Raw genomic sequence first — 15,008 nt, 5'->3', positions numbered from 1 at the left:
CGGGAAGAAAAAGAGTTTCAATCTGTATACCAACGGTTCTTAGGCAAATTGTAAGGGCAACATGGAAATATTCTTTACTATTCTGATCTTGATTTTGGTGGTTTCAGTTTCTGGCGTTCTGACTAAAGTGATTCCGTTCCGCATACCTCTGCCGTTAATGCAAATTGCTATGGGAGCATTGCTGGCTTGGCCGCACTTTGGCTTACATGTGACTTTTAATCCTGAGATATTTCTCGTTCTGCTAATTCCTCCTTTGTTATTCGTTGATGGCTGGAAAATGCCGACCAGAGAGTTTTTCCAGTATGGACGGGAAATTTTCATACTGATGCTGGTATTGGTGCTGGTTACTGTTGTCGGTATTGGTTATCTGATTTACTGGCTGATGCCTGGTATTCCGTTAATTGCTGCTTTTGCCCTTGCTGCTGTGCTATCGCCAACAGATGCGGTGGCTTTATCATCCATTGTTGGAAAAAGGCGTATGCCTAAGCGCATGATGAATGTGATGGAAGGGGAAGCGTTAATGAACGATGCTTCCGGCCTGGTAGCCTTAAAGTTCGCTGTAGCGATAGCAATGGGAACGATGGCATTTTCTGTTACTGGCATGACCATAGAATTCTTCAAAGTTGCTATTGGCGGTTTGTTATCCGGTATTGCAGTAACCTGGTTGTACAGTAAATCCCTGCGCTTAATGAATCGTTGGAGCGGTGGCGATCCGGCAACCCAAATTGTTTTCATGTTGCTGTTGCCGTTTGCTTCTTATCTGATTGCAGAACATATTGGTGTTTCCGGTATCCTTGCCGCGGTTGCCGCGGGTATGACGATCAGTAAATCTGGGGTCATCCGCAATGCTCCGTTGGCAATGCGTTTGCGTGCTGATAGTGTCTGGTCAATGCTGGCGTTCGTATTTAACGGCCTGGTGTTTGTCATGCTGGGCCTGCAATTACCGGGGATCTGGCAAACTTCCGTTATACAGGCAGAAATTGATCCAACTGTTGAAACCTGGATGCTGTTCGCCGCAGTTGCAGTGATTTATGGAGCCCTTTTATTACTGCGTTTCTGCTGGTTATGGCTGATGAAGAATATCAGCAAATTTTTTATGAAAAAAAATCCACTGAATTTTGCGACTTATACCACTCGTGAATTATGGCTGGCATCTTTTGCCGGAGTTCGTGGAGCAATCACACTTGCTGGCGCACTGTCTGTTCCTCTGTTTCTGACGGATGGTACGCCATTCCCGGCCCGTTATCAGCTTATCTTTATTGCCGCGGGAGTCATTCTGTTCTCGTTGTTAATTGGCGTTCTCTCTTTGCCATTCCTGTTACGGGGAATGCAAACTTCCGATAAGGAGGCAGATATCAGTGAGGTCCGAATGGCGCGGGCAGCTATGGCGGAAGTGGCGATTGTCAGTATGAATAAGATGGAAGAGCGTCTTTCTGCTAGTCCCGAAGAGCAATTGGATGCTGAAGTGATTACTGAAGTTGCTTCCAGGGTAATTGGCTATTTGCGTCGCCGTACTGTGGGGCAAGATGAGATAGAACATAGCCTGCTAGTGGAAGATTTGGAGCGTCGTTTTCGTCTGACTGCATTAAGGGCAGAGCGTGGTGAGTTATATCATCTGCGTGCAACTAGAAAAATCAGTAATGAGACACTTCAAACCTTGCTGCATGATTTGGATTTACTGGAAGCTCTACTGGTACAGAAAGAGCATTGATATCTTATAATTTGTGAGTTGTCACGATAATCTTGTGAGTCGCCGTGTTCAGCCTGATCGGTGGATATTTCGCCTGTCAGGTTGATAACTGATTTTATATGTTTACTCGTATCTGGCTGGTGGTATTGGGTTTCCCGCCGTGGATACCGGAACCTCTCGGCAATGATGAATAATATGTTGGTTCCGGTGGAATGGCTGATCAATTTACCATTGGTGGGAGTTTGGTTGTTGCGTTGTTCTGGGGGCATCAACGTTTAATTTTGCAATTCCTTTTACGAATGGCAGATTATCCATCGCGTGCTGGCGTGCGGAATGGATAAACGCGTCAATCTCAGGCTGATACTGTTCTCCTTCACGAACGGCAGCGTACAGCCTGCTCCATAAACCTTCTCCCAGTGTTTTAGTTACCACTAACTCTTGCCTTTCAAATGTCTCAACAACCCAATGTGGCAGAGCCGCGATTCCCATGCGGGCAGCGACCATTTGGATCAGTAACAGGGTGTTATCCACATTTTTCAACATAGGGACAACGCCCGCCGGTTGCAAGAAACGCCGCCAGATATCGAATCTCTGACGTTGAACGGGGTAGATCATCAACGTCTCATCAATTAAATCTTTTGGCTGGATGTGCAGTTTATTGGCCAGAGGATGATCCGGAGCAACAACCAGTTTGACCTCATAATCAAATAGCGGTGTGTAGTGCAAATGACTCTCAGGGAGAATATCTGATGTCAAAACGACATCCAATTCTCGTTGCAGTAATGCAGGTTGTGGATCAAAAGTGACGCCGGATTTGAAATCCACATTGACTTGTGGCCAGGTTTCTCGGAAATGCTTGAGTGCAGGTGTCAGCCATTGAATACAACTATGACATTCAATAGCGATACGCAGATTTGTTTGGCTCGGTTCTTTACATTCGCGCAGTGCATTTTGAACCAGAGGGAGCACTTGTTCTGCTAGTCGTAATAAAACTTCACCCTGTGGTGTGAAACGAAGCGGTTGACTTTTACGAATGAACAACCGGAAGCCAAGGCGATGTTCAAGATCGCTGAACTGATGAGACAAAGCGGATTGTGTTTGATGCAGATGATTGGCTGCTGCCGCTAATGAACCACAATGACTCAATGATTGTAATGTTTTTAGGTGTTTTATTTCGATCATGAGAAACCTTCAGGATGATAATGAATAAATTGCGCTTGTGGTTTATACCTTACCTGTTGATTATGGATGTGTAAACATCTAGACGGCTAAAAATGACGGGATAATGAAATGACGACTATTAATCACACACTTGGCTTTCCACGTATCGGTTTGAAAAGAGAACTCAAAAAGGCTCAGGAAAATTATTGGGCAGGGAAAATTTCTCAGCAAGAATTATCGGAAACTGGCCGTGAGTTACGTGCCCGTCACTGGGAACAACAAAAGCAGGCTGGTGTTGATTTAGTGCCGGTTGGTGATTTCGCTTGGTATGATCATGTTCTAACCACCAGTTTACTACTCGGTAATGTGCCACCGCGTCACCAGAATCCAGATGGCACGATTGATCTAGATACACTGTTCCGTATTGCTCGCGGTCGTGCGCCGACGGGTGAACCTGCCGCCGCCGCAGAAATGACTAAATGGTTTAATACTAACTACCATTATATTGTGCCGGAATTTCAGCAAGGGCAGGAATTTAAGCTGAGTTGGACTCAGTTACTAGAAGAAGTGGATGAAGCCTTATCTCTGGGCCATCAAGTGAAACCAGTTTTACTGGGGCCGATAACTTACCTGTGGTTGGGTAAAGTGAAAGGTCAGGTATTTGATCGTCTCTCTTTATTGAAAGATATTCTTCCTGTTTATCAGCAAGTATTAGCTGAGTTAGCTAGACGTGGTATCGAATGGGTTCAGGTTGATGAACCTGCGCTGGTACTGGAACTGCCAGCAGAGTGGTTGGCAGCTTATCCGGTTGCTTATCAGGCACTTCAAGGACAGGTTAAACTATTGCTGACTACCTATTTCGATAGCGTTGGTCACAATCTAGAAACGATTAAATCTTTGCCGGTACAAGGGCTACATGTGGATCTGGTTGCTGGTCAGGATGATATCGCGCAACTGAATGAGTCATTGCCGAAAGATTGGGTGCTTTCCCTTGGTGTGATTAATGGTCGTAATGTATGGCGTGCTGATTTAACCGCTAAGCATCAGCTAATTAAGCCATTGGTAGGTAGCCGTACACTGTGGATCGGTTCTTCCTGTTCTCTTCTGCATAGCCCTATTGATCTGAGTGATGAGACTGCGCTTGATGCAGAGGTGAAAAGCTGGTTTGCGTTCGCATTGCAGAAATGTGAGGAGTTAGCTTTGCTGGCTGCGGCATTGAATCAGCCAGATGGCAGTAAACAAGCAGAATTGGATGCTTACAGTGCGCCAATCCGTGCACGTCGTGAATCTAAACGGGTGAATAATCAGGCTGTTACTGAGCGCCTGGCGGCAATTAAGCCACAGGACAGTGAGCGTAATCAGCCATACCCACAGCGTGCGGAAATACAGCGTCAGCGCTATAACTTGCCATTGTGGCCGACAACAACCATTGGATCATTCCCGCAAACGACGGAAATTCGTGGCTTGCGTTTGGATTTCAAAAAAGGCCGGGTAGATGGTGCCAGCTATCGTACCAATATCTGTGAACATATTAAGCAGGCAATTAACGAACAAGAACGTTTAGGATTAGATGTATTGGTTCATGGCGAAGCTGAACGTAACGACATGGTGGAGTACTTCGGTGAACACCTCGACGGTTTTGTCTTTACGCAGAATGGTTGGGTTCAGAGCTATGGGTCCCGCTGCGTGAAGCCACCAGTGATTATTGGCGACGTCAGTCGTCCAGAAGCTATCACGGTAGAATGGGCTAAATATGCTCAATCGCTGACGGAGAAACCTGTCAAAGGGATGTTAACCGGGCCGGTGACAATTCTCTGTTGGTCATTCCCAAGGGAAGATGTCAGCCGTGAGACGATTGCTAAACAGATTGCATTGGCACTGCGTGATGAAGTGGACGATTTGCAAGAAGCGGGTATTGGTATCATCCAGATTGATGAGCCAGCATTGCGGGAAGGTTTACCACTGCGCCGGGAAGAGTGGCAATCCTATCTAGATTGGGCGGTAGAAGCATTTAAATTGAATGCTGCAATTGCCAAAGATGACACACAGATTCACACTCATATGTGTTATTGCGAGTTCAATGACATCATGCCTTCCATCGCAGCATTAGATGCGGACGTGATTACCATTGAAACTTCCCGTTCAGATATGGAGCTGTTGGATTCATTCGAAAACTTCTCTTATCCGAATGAGATCGGGCCGGGGGTTTATGACATTCATTCACCTAACGTACCTAGTGTTGAATGGATTGAAGCACTGTTACGTAAAGCGGCTGATCGTATTCCGGTCGAACGCTTGTGGGTTAACCCGGATTGTGGCCTGAAAACCCGTGGTTGGATTGAAACTCGCCAGTCACTGGCAAACATGGTACAAGCAGCGAAACGCCTCCGTGAATCAGTGAAATAACGTATCCTGTAATTTGCCTGTCATCTTTAATTGGTGATGGGCATTTTTCATAAAATAATCTTTCTTTTTGCAATAGCACGTAGAGGTGCGGCTTGGCTGGGATCTTTTCTGTTACCAAACTTTTAGTAACTTATATATGCCATATTGGTATTTGAAAAAATACATTTTATTAACAAAATAACCCGGGTAGTAACAAGATGGAAGCATTGTAATATACCCTATGGATTTCAAGATGTATCGCGACGGCAAGGGAGCGAATCCCCGGGAGCATAGGTAACTATGTGACCGGGGTGAGTGAGTGCAGCCAACAAAGAGGCAACTTGAAAGATAACGGGTATAGAAACTTAATAATTAAAGAGAGGATTATATGGATGTTAATAAGTTGCAAGGTAAGAAAAGTAGCTCTCGAAGAAATTTTTTAAAAAGTAGTGCTGTTATTACAGCGACTGCTGCACTTGCTCCGATGAGTTTAGCTCGTGCGGAAACAAAGTTATCCCCACAACATGGAATAGGCGTATGTACGCTTGCGCCAGAGCAGATATCAGGGCCGTATTTCCGAAATGACAAAATTGTAAGAAGGGATATTACCGATTCAGAAGTAGGAATACCTTTTTTATTGAAAATTACTGTCATGGATAAAAAAACATGTAAACCCATTGATAATTTATTTATTGATATCTGGCATTGTAATAGTCGGGGGAAATATTCTGGTTGGAGTTATATCAGCCCCGATATAGTACCTAACGTTGCTGGAATAGCTTCTATCAATAGAACTGATGATAAAAATTTTCTAAGAGGAGCCCAACCATCGGATAAGAATGGGATAGTTAATTTTACGACTATTTATCCTGGGTTTTATGCTGGTAGAGCGACTCATATTCATGTTGCAATCAGAAAATTGAGTACAGATATAACTGACAAAGAGCACTTTGCTTTTGTTGGTCAAATGTATTTTCCAGAAGAAATAAATACAGCTGTTTATAAATATGATCTGTATTCAAAACAGAGGGTAATCAGAACAAAAAATCATGAGGATGAATATTTTAAAAATATGAATGGTCACCTTTCAGAAATAAAAGTAACAAAAATAGATGAATCTGATATTAACCGTGGGATACTGGGTGAAATAATTCTATCGATAGACTTGGAAAATATATCTAATTTCATAACTAAAGATGATTTATATTTTCATACGGTATGACCGGTTTTGTTGAATAAACTAAATTTCAATGTAATAATAGTTTACATATGAATATTGTGCAGGCACAGAGAGGATTATCTTTACTGTTTGATTGATATTATCAGTAGATTATATTTTCTGTGCCTGTTGTTTTCTCAGAGAAAAAAATTTTAGTCCTGCAAGCAGAATATCGAATTAATGAGTTGTGCCTCCATTAATGGCGATATCTTCACTGTTTTTTAATGCTCCAGCGATAGCAATTTCCAGTGCTGTTCTAATTGTTTCCAGGATCATACTCGGAGCGCCTGAATACCGAACTGCTTGTTCAGGTAGAAAAGGAATATGGATAAATCCACCGCGTATTTCAGGATGGATGCATGCCAAATGATGCAACAAGCCATACATGACGTGATTACAGACAAAAGTACCTGCGGTTTGTGAAATGGAGGCAGGGATTCCTGCTTCACACAAACTTTTGACTATCGCATTGATCGGTAATGTGGCGAAGTAGGCGGCAGGGCCTGTTGCGATTATGGGGGTATTGATAGGCCGATTGCCTTGATTATCAGGAGTGCTAGCATCATTGATATTAATTGCCACGCGTTCCACGGTAATATTTGGTCTACCGCCTGCCTGCCCCACGGCAATAACCAGATCAGGCTGCACATCATCAATAGCAGCATACAGACAAGACAGAGAGACGTCGAACACACACGGAAGCTGACGCGCCTCAATGTGGGCCCCGCATAATTCTCGCCCTTGCAGTTGTTTAGCTGCTTCCCATGATGGATTAGTCGTTTCTTTGCCGAAAGGCTCAAAACCTGTAATTAAAACTGTTTTCTGTGTCGTCATAGATAGTACCCTTATATGGTGGAAAGATTCTAACGTACCTAAACAATATGCATCCTATAAATGATAACCGTGATATTTTTATTTGACATACCTGTTATCTTTCAAGTTGCCTGTTTGTTGGCTTCGTTCGATCACCCCGGTCACAAAGTTAGCTATGCTCCCGGGGATTCGCTCCCTTGCCGTCACAATGCATCTTGAAATCCATAGGGTATACAGTTAATTTTTTAATATGTTCATCGTAAGAGAAAATTATTTTCAAAATAATTCAGCTTATTGCGTTGTTGGTTTATCAATGTTAAGAAAATATTTTAATAGCGCCGGTGATTTAATATTTGCTTAAGTTGATAGTTTATGGGAAATATTTTGTTTTATGACTGAGTTGTGAAACGATAATTTTTTCTTTGTGATGGGATGGATATTAACCGCTATTAACTCTCAAGGAGAAAATATTTCGATGAGATAGTCCGTGATATATTTTTCCCAGTACGTTTAAATATAATTAAACAATTGGTTGTTTTTTCCCATAATATGAACTCATTCAAGTTAGTTTATGGATGGAAGAAAACGCCCTGTTTTGTCCGTTTTGTGTTTTTTTTGTGATTTATATCTCAAAATAATGTACGTTTTTCTTTTTTATATTACTTTAAGGTGACATTTATCACTAAAAGATGTCTAAATGATCAATACAGTAGATCTCAACTAATTTCATTATAAATTCTTCTTGCTGAGGAGTCTGATATGTCTGATGTATTTCACTTAGGTCTGACCAAAAGCGACCTGCAAGGCGCAACGTTAGCTATTGTTCCGGGTGATCCGAAACGTGTGGAAAAAATCGCAAGATTGATGGATAACCCCGTTCATCTTGCTTCTTTACGTGAATTCACGTCATGGCGGGCAGAAATTGATGGTAAAGCTGTCATTGTGTGCTCTACGGGCATTGGTGGCCCGTCAACCTCTATCGCTGTTGAAGAATTAGCGCAATTGGGTGTGCGTACTTTTTTACGTATCGGCACAACAGGTGCAATTCAGGAAAATATCAATGTTGGTGATGTGTTGGTTACCACCGCAGCTGTTCGTTTGGATGGTGCCAGCCTGCATTTTGCTCCGATGGAATTCCCGGCGGTTGCCGATTTTGAATGTACGACAGCTCTGTACGAAGCAGCAAAAGATTTAGGTGCAATGGTACATGTGGGGGTAACGGCCTCTTCCGATACTTTTTATCCCGGCCAGGAGCGTTACGATACCTATTCTGGCCGTGTTGTGAGCCATTTTAAAGGTTCAATGGCTGAATGGCAGGCGATGGGGGTTATGAATTATGAAATGGAATCGGCAACTTTATTAACAATGTGTGCAAGCCAAGGGCTGCGTGCAGGTATGGTTGCCGGTGTTATTGTTAACCGTACTCAGCAGGAGATTCCTAATGTTGAATTACTTGAGAAAACAGAAAGTAACGCATTGGGGATTGTAGTAGAAGCTGCTCGCCGTTTGTTGTAAATCATACTTTTTGGGCCGGAGTATTCCGGCTCACTCTTATTTTGAATAGAAATCTGTTAATGTTTTAATACCTAACAACTGATTAAAAGTCATCATGATCACAACATCTTTATTGCATCCATCAGTGCTTCCCCTTAATGGAGGGATTAATTTTCGTGATTTAGGCGGTAAAAAAGTCGCGAGTGGTGGAAAAATCAAATCAGGCTTGCTTTTCCGTTCTGGTTCTCTGGATCGCTTAACAGAACAAGACCAATCTTTCCTGGCAAATAAAAATCTCTTTCAAATCATAGATTATCGTGATATCAGTGAAATAGTGGATAAACCCGATTTGATATGGAATGGCGCTAATTATCATCATGCTCCGGCCAATCCCTTATCTGATGAAGTGAATGCAAATCTGGAAAAATTGGCGTCAGAGATGTTGGAACAATTTAATCCTCAGGCATTTATGTTCCGTCTTTATGAATTACTGCCTCTAAAAAATTCAGCCTATAAGACATTAGTTAAATTACTGCAACAACCGGAAAAAGGTGGGATAGTCCAGCATTGTGCGGTAGGTAAAGACAGAACCGGTGTAGGTTCCGCGCTGGTATTATTTGCATTGGGGGCTGATTTGGATACGGTAATGGAAGATTATTTAGTGACTCACTCTACTTTGGCTCCTTACCGTGAATATCTGTTAAATGAGCATGCGAAAACCATGAGTGACGATGTGGTTGATAAATTCGCTTATGTTTATTCCGTGAGAGAAGAGTTTTTAATGACGGCATTAAACAGTATTAACCAGCATTATGGCAGTGTAGATATATGGCTGGAGAAAGATCTTGGCCTTGATTTTGCTGCTCGTAAGAAATTACAAGGTTATTTCCTTGAATAAAAAGTTGGTTTAATTCTGGTTAATGCAGCGGTGGTTAAATTGAATGTAGTATACCCGTTATCTTTCAAGTTGCCTCTTTGTTGGCTGCACTCGCTCACCCCAGTCACATAGTTATCTATGCTCCCGGGGATTCACTCCCTTGCCGTCGCGATGCATCTTGAAATCCATAGGGTATATTAATCAATATAGGAATTTGAATTTGAGCCTTCATGAAATAGTTGAGTTGGTAATCGCTTTTGTTAAAGCACACGATACCTGGATCATGCCGATTGTTTTCTTACTTGCTTTTGGTGAATCTCTGGCTTTTTTCTCATTGTTATTACCTGCAACAATCATATTGCTTGGGTTAGGTGCATTAATAGGTGAAAGTGGCCTTAATTTCTGGTCAATTTGGTTGGCAGCCGCGATAGGGGCCTTTTTGGGCGATTGGGTATCCTATATCGCCGGTGCGTATTTTAAAGGTGATGTTGGTAAAATCTGGCCGATTTCCCGTAAACCACAACTGCTGACACGAGCGCATAATTTTTTTGAGCGCTGGGGTATCTGGAGCATTTTCCTTGGTCGGTTTTTTGGGCCATTCCGTGCAATTGTGCCATTAGTCGCGGGCATTTGTACCATGCCGTTGCGCTACTTCCAGATTGCCAATATCTGTTCCGCACTTATCTGGTCTTTTGGCGTATTAGCTCCAGGAGCATTTGGTTTGCAATGGTTAGTGAAATGGGTGAGTTAATTGGGAGCGGCTTCGCAGACTGAACCATCTGTATAAATCATTCTGGACATCTATACAGTGGCAATTTAGTTTATCTGGTCTAAGCATTAGATAGAGGAAGTACCGGTGGGTATCCAGTTGTTATATACGTTGATAGGTACACTTGGCGGTCTTTTGGGTGGTGGTATTCTCGTTTGGTTCTCCGTTCATCAACGTATTCAACAACAAGAGTTGGAATTACGGAAATTGGACAGCCAGCTTGCCGTTGCCAATGAGAAACTTGAACAATCCGCTTATTGGCGGGTTGAATGCGAACAATTGAACCAAGAATTGCGGGCTCAGAGAGAAATCAATAGCGTGCAAGAATCTGAACTGCGGGAAGTGACGACACGTCTGGAAGAGAGTCGCCTTGCGGCTGAAGAGAAACAGCGGTTGCTGATCAACAGTGAACTACGTTTGAATACTCAATTTGAGAATTTGGCTAATCGTATTTTTGAACAAACGGGGCGCCGTACTGATGAACAAAATCGGCAAAGTCTCAATACGCTTTTGGCACCATTTCGTGAACAGCTCGATGGCCTTCATCGGCAAGTACAGGAGAGTTTTGGTCAGGAAGCCCGTGAACGGCATACTCTTGCACATGAAATCCGTAATTTACAGCAACTCAATGTCCAGATGGCGCAGGAAGCTATCAATCTGACAAATGCCCTTAAAGGTAATAATAAAATTCAGGGAGATTGGGGGGAAGTGGTGTTGGCTCGTATTTTGGAAGCTTCTGGTTTACGGGAAGGACATGAATTTCGCACTCAGGTGAATATCAAGGTAGAGGGTAACCGCCGTTTCCAACCCGATGTTATTGTTCATTTGCCGCAAGGGAAAGATGTGGTGATTGATGCCAAAATGTCGCTGGTTGCTTATGAGCGTTATTTTAATAGTGAAGATCAGCATCAGCGGGAATTAGCCCTTCAAGAACATATCGACTCAATTAAAGGTCATATCCGTGGTTTGAGCCGCAAAGATTACCAGCAGTTGCCTGGGCTGAAATCGTTGGACTATGTATTGATGTTTATTCCGGTTGAACCCGCTTATCTGGTTGCGCTGAACAAGGCGCCTGAGCTGCTTGATGAAGCACTTAAATACAATATTATGCTAGTTAGTCCATCAACATTGTTGGTTGCTGTGCGTACTATTAATAACTTGTGGCGCTATGATTATCAAAGCCAAAATGCGCGTTTAATCGCCGATAAGGCTGCCCGTATGTACGATAAAATGCGTTTGTTTGTCGATGACATGCAAGGTTTGGGGCAAAGCTTGGATAAGGCTCAACTTAATTATCGACTGGCAATGAAAAAGTTGACTGAGGGACGTGGCAACCTGATAAGTCAGGCGGAGAGTTTTCGTAATTTAGGTGTTGAGGTGAAACGTCCGATTGATCCTGAATTGGTTGATAAAGCCAGCCAATCATTCTGCGCTAATGATTAATACCAGGATAGGGTTTTATCTGAAAGGCTGATACACTTTTATAACGCTTTGAATAAAAAATGGGCAAATAACATGGTAGACCAAACGAAACAAACCACGCATTTTGGTTTCCGTACTGTAGCAAAGGATGAAAAAGCAGGCATGGTGGCCGAAGTGTTTCATTCTGTTGCAGCGAAATACGATTTAATGAATGATTTAATGTCGTTTGGTATCCATCGTATCTGGAAACGTATGGCTATTGATGCCAGTGGGGTGCGCAGAGGTCAGAGGATACTTGATTTAGCCGGTGGTACCGGAGATCTGACCGCCAAATTTTCTCGCATAGTTGGTGAAAAAGGCGAAGTTGTTCTTGCTGATATCAATGAATCTATGCTGAAGGTTGGGCGTGAGAAATTACGTGATGTTGGTATTGTTGGTAATGTCAGCTATGTGCAGGCTAATGCGGAAGCGTTGCCTTTCCCTGATAACTATTTTAATTGCATCACTATCTCTTTTGGGCTGCGCAATGTTACTGAAAAAGAAAAAGCCCTGCGTTCTATGTTTCGGGTGTTGAAGCCGGGTGGGCGTTTATTGGTACTTGAATTTTCTAAGCCTTTGTTCGCTCCGTTAAGCAAAGCGTATGATGCTTATTCTTTCCATGTGCTGCCAAAGATTGGTCAGGTTTTTGTGCAGGATGCTGACAGTTATCGTTATTTGGCGGAATCCATCCGTATGCATCCTGATCAGGATGCGCTTAAAACGATGATGGAAGAAGCTGGCTTTGAACAGGTGACTTATACCAATATGACTGGCGGCATTGTTGCACTACACAGAGGTTTTAAATTCTGAGATGGAAAGACCATCACTGAGTACAGTTATTAATTCCACACTTGCGCCGGTTTTAACCGCAGTGATGGAAACATCGTTGAATTACCTGTTGTACCGTGAACCCGTGTTAAGGCCAGCTCGTATGCGGCTGGTGGACAAAGTTTTGTCGATAGAATTAAAAGAAATGAATACACCACTCACGTTGGTGTTCAGTGAAAAACAGGTGGACGTATTAAGCCAATGGGGTGAATCTGCCGATTGCACTGTTAAAACTCACTTTTCTGCTTTGCTTAAACTACGGGATCGCCAACAAATTTCCAAGTTGCTCAATAGCGGTGAAATGGTTATTGAAGGGGATATGCAGGTTGTTCAGCAATGGTCTGCTTTGTTAGATATGGTTGAATGGGATTTGGCCCATTATCTTTCTCCTTATTTCGGGGATATCGCTGCCGAAAGTATTAGTCAAGCCCTTAAAAAGGGATTTCAGTGTGTTTCCGGCTCAATGGAATGCCAGAAAAATTATCTGGCGGAAGCGTTAACGGAAGAATGGAAACTGGCCCCAAATCAGCTTGAAGTGGCTTATTTCAGTGAAGAAGTTAGCATGTTGGCCAAAGATATCGAGCAAATAGAACAACGATTGGCAGTATTAGAGGGAAAATATGACTCCAGGTGAATTAAGGCGCCTTTATTTGATCATACGGGTTTTTCTTTCTTACGGATTAGAGGAGCTAATTCCTCGGATTCGCCTAACTTGGCCTCTTCGTTTTGGTCGTTATTTGTTGTTCTGGATCCCAAATAGACATAAAGATAAATCACTTGGGGAGAGATTACGGCTTGCCTTACAGGAATTAGGGCCTGTTTGGATTAAATTTGGACAGATGCTTTCAACGCGGCGTGATCTGTTTCCTCCAGCAATAGCGGATCAACTGGCATTGTTGCAAGACCGAGTTGCCTCTTTTGATGGTGCTCTGGCGCGTCAATATGTTGAAACCGCTTTAGGAGGGGCATTGGAAACCTGGTTTGATGATTTTGAACCTATTGCTCTGGCCTCTGCTTCAATTGCTCAGGTCCATACTGCTCGGTTAAAAGAGAATGGACAGGAAATTGTTATCAAAGTCATCCGCCCTGATATTCTGCCGATTATCAAAGCGGATATCCGGTTAATGTACCGTCTGGCTAATTGGGTACCAATGTTATTACCCGATGGACGTCGTTTACGTCCTCGTGAAGTTGTACGTGAATACGAGAAGACGTTAATTGATGAACTGAATTTGCTGCGTGAAGCGGCTAATGCAATTCAACTCCGCCGTAATTTCGAAAATAGTTCAACGCTTTATGTACCGGAAATTTATTCTGATTATTGCCGTGAAAATGTTCTGGTAATGGAGCGGGTTTATGGTATCCCTGTTTCTGATATTGAAGCATTGGAAGCGCAGAATACCAATATGAAATTGCTGGCCGAACGGGGCGTACAGGTCTTTTTTACACAGGTTTTTCGCGATAGCTTCTTCCATGCTGATATGCATCCGGGAAATATTTTTGTCAGCTATGAACATCCTGAAGATCCGTTTTATATTGGTATTGATTACGGTATTGTTGGTTCTCTTAATAAAGATGATAAACGTTATCTGGCTGAGAATTTTATTGCTTTCTTTAATCGTGATTACCGGAAAGTTGCTGAGCTTCATGTGGATTCAGGCTGGGTTCCTAGTGATACCAATGTTGAAGATTTTGAATTTGCAATTCGTACGGTTTGTGAGCCAATATTTGAGAAGCCACTTGCTGAAATTTCATTTGGTCATGTACTTCTGAATCTATTTAATACTGCACGTCGTTTTAATATGGCAGTGCAGCCTCAGTTAGTTCTTCTACAGAAGACGCTTTTGTATGTAGAAGGATTAGGACGGCAGCTCTATCCACAGCTTGATTTGTGGAAAACAGCAAAACCGTTTCTGGAGGAGTGGTTACATAGCCAGGTTGGATTGCCGGCTGTTATCCGAGCGTTGAAAGAAAAGGCGCCTTATTGGGCAGAAAAGTTGCCAGAACTACCTGAATTAGTGTATGACAGTCTTCAGCAGCATAAACATTTGCAGGTGAGCATTGAGAAGCTATCAGGTCATTTGAAAGGGCAACAGATAAAACAGCGGCAGTCGCAGTATTTGCTTGGTGTTGGTGCGATATTGTTTCTCTGTGGCAGCTTGTTTTTGTTATCTGGCTTAGCAAATATTCCTTGGTTGTTTATAGGCGCGGGTACCGTTTCATGGTTATTTGGCTGGTGTCGTCTGAATAAAGTTGAGTAAAATTTGTCTTAGGTCAGATTTTTTTGAAGATTGGTTATAGTTCGTCGTAT

Annotated in this window: 14 protein-coding genes; 11 read left to right on the top strand and 3 right to left on the bottom strand. The window is 42.8% G+C overall.

The features are described 5' to 3' along the window. The first annotated feature begins 61 nt into the window (after nucleotides 1-61). Nucleotides 62-1,711: a Na+/H+ antiporter gene (locus LGZ98_RS12650; protein WP_262978143.1), complete on the top strand. Its 1,650-nt coding sequence runs from the start codon at nucleotides 62-64 to the stop codon at nucleotides 1,709-1,711. Nucleotides 1,712-1,915: 204 nt separating this feature from the next. Here LGZ98_RS12650 and metR read toward each other — a convergent pair whose 3' ends face one another. Further along, the gene (gene metR / locus LGZ98_RS12645; protein ID WP_113043591.1) at nucleotides 1,916-2,872 is read right to left on the bottom strand and encodes an HTH-type transcriptional regulator MetR; all 957 of its coding nucleotides are present in this window, start codon (nucleotides 2,870-2,872) and stop codon (nucleotides 1,916-1,918) included. Between the two features lie 108 nt (nucleotides 2,873-2,980). Here metR and metE point away from each other — a divergent pair, with 108 nt between their 5' ends. The 3 genes from metE (at nucleotide 2,981) to LGZ98_RS12630 (ending at nucleotide 6,458) form a co-directional block, all read left to right on the top strand. Next, nucleotides 2,981-5,257, top strand: a complete 2,277-nt coding sequence (metE, locus tag LGZ98_RS12640; protein WP_113043590.1) for a 5-methyltetrahydropteroyltriglutamate--homocysteine S-methyltransferase — start codon at nucleotides 2,981-2,983, stop codon at nucleotides 5,255-5,257. Between the two features lie 281 nt (nucleotides 5,258-5,538). Then, nucleotides 5,539-5,679, top strand: coding sequence for a hypothetical protein (locus tag LGZ98_RS12635; protein WP_158536601.1), 141 nt, complete (start codon nucleotides 5,539-5,541; stop codon nucleotides 5,677-5,679). Further along, nucleotides 5,625-6,458 (top strand): dioxygenase family protein, encoded by an 834-nt coding sequence (locus LGZ98_RS12630; RefSeq protein WP_113043589.1) that lies wholly within the window; start codon nucleotides 5,625-5,627, stop codon nucleotides 6,456-6,458. The genes LGZ98_RS12635 and LGZ98_RS12630 overlap by 55 nt, the downstream gene beginning before the upstream one ends. 174 nt (nucleotides 6,459-6,632) lie before the next feature. On the opposite strand, the gene pcp is transcribed toward LGZ98_RS12630, so the two are convergent. Beyond that, on the bottom strand, nucleotides 6,633-7,289 hold the full coding sequence (gene pcp / locus LGZ98_RS12625; RefSeq protein ID WP_113043588.1) for a pyroglutamyl-peptidase I: 657 nt from the start codon (nucleotides 7,287-7,289) through the stop codon (nucleotides 6,633-6,635). Nucleotides 7,290-8,027: 738 nt separating this feature from the next. Between pcp and udp the strand changes: the two genes are divergently transcribed. Continuing rightward, entirely contained in the window at nucleotides 8,028-8,783 is a 756-nt protein-coding gene (udp, locus tag LGZ98_RS12620; RefSeq protein ID WP_113043587.1) for a uridine phosphorylase, read from the top strand. Nucleotides 8,784-8,877: 94 nt separating this feature from the next. Beyond that, nucleotides 8,878-9,660 (top strand): tyrosine-protein phosphatase, encoded by a 783-nt coding sequence (locus LGZ98_RS12615; RefSeq protein WP_113043586.1) that lies wholly within the window; start codon nucleotides 8,878-8,880, stop codon nucleotides 9,658-9,660. On the opposite strand, the gene LGZ98_RS12610 is transcribed toward LGZ98_RS12615, so the two are convergent. Next, nucleotides 9,645-9,767: a hypothetical protein gene (locus LGZ98_RS12610; protein ID WP_262405156.1), complete on the bottom strand. Its 123-nt coding sequence runs from the start codon at nucleotides 9,765-9,767 to the stop codon at nucleotides 9,645-9,647. The two genes, LGZ98_RS12615 and LGZ98_RS12610, sit on opposite strands and share 16 nt — an antisense overlap. Nucleotides 9,768-9,859: 92 nt before the next feature. Between LGZ98_RS12610 and LGZ98_RS12605 the strand changes: the two genes are divergently transcribed. The 5 genes from LGZ98_RS12605 (at nucleotide 9,860) to ubiB (ending at nucleotide 14,958) form a co-directional block, all read left to right on the top strand. Further along, entirely contained in the window at nucleotides 9,860-10,390 is a 531-nt protein-coding gene (locus LGZ98_RS12605; RefSeq protein ID WP_113043585.1) for a DedA family protein, read from the top strand. A gap of 165 nt (nucleotides 10,391-10,555) precedes the next feature. Next, on the top strand, nucleotides 10,556-11,851 hold the full coding sequence (gene rmuC / locus LGZ98_RS12600; protein ID WP_387493078.1) for a DNA recombination protein RmuC: 1,296 nt from the start codon (nucleotides 10,556-10,558) through the stop codon (nucleotides 11,849-11,851). A 72-nt stretch (nucleotides 11,852-11,923) separates the two neighbouring features. Continuing rightward, a complete protein-coding gene (ubiE, locus tag LGZ98_RS12595; protein ID WP_113043583.1) occupies nucleotides 11,924-12,679 on the top strand; it encodes a bifunctional demethylmenaquinone methyltransferase/2-methoxy-6-polyprenyl-1,4-benzoquinol methylase UbiE in 756 nt (251 codons plus the stop codon). A 1-nt stretch (nucleotide 12,680) separates the two neighbouring features. Continuing rightward, a complete protein-coding gene (gene ubiJ / locus LGZ98_RS12590) occupies nucleotides 12,681-13,331 on the top strand; it encodes a ubiquinone biosynthesis protein UbiJ (RefSeq protein ID WP_113043582.1) in 651 nt (216 codons plus the stop codon). Further along, nucleotides 13,318-14,958 (top strand): ubiquinone biosynthesis regulatory protein kinase UbiB, encoded by a 1,641-nt coding sequence (gene ubiB / locus LGZ98_RS12585; RefSeq protein WP_113043581.1) that lies wholly within the window; start codon nucleotides 13,318-13,320, stop codon nucleotides 14,956-14,958. Before ubiJ ends, ubiB begins: the two co-directional genes overlap by 14 nt. Nucleotides 14,959-15,008 lie beyond the last annotated feature (50 nt).

The sequence above is a fragment of the Photorhabdus kayaii genome (assembly GCF_025384895.1).
In the GTDB taxonomy this organism is placed as follows: Bacteria; Pseudomonadota; Gammaproteobacteria; order Enterobacterales; family Enterobacteriaceae; genus Photorhabdus; species Photorhabdus kayaii.
This window is presented reverse-complemented; position numbering and strand designations above follow the sequence as displayed.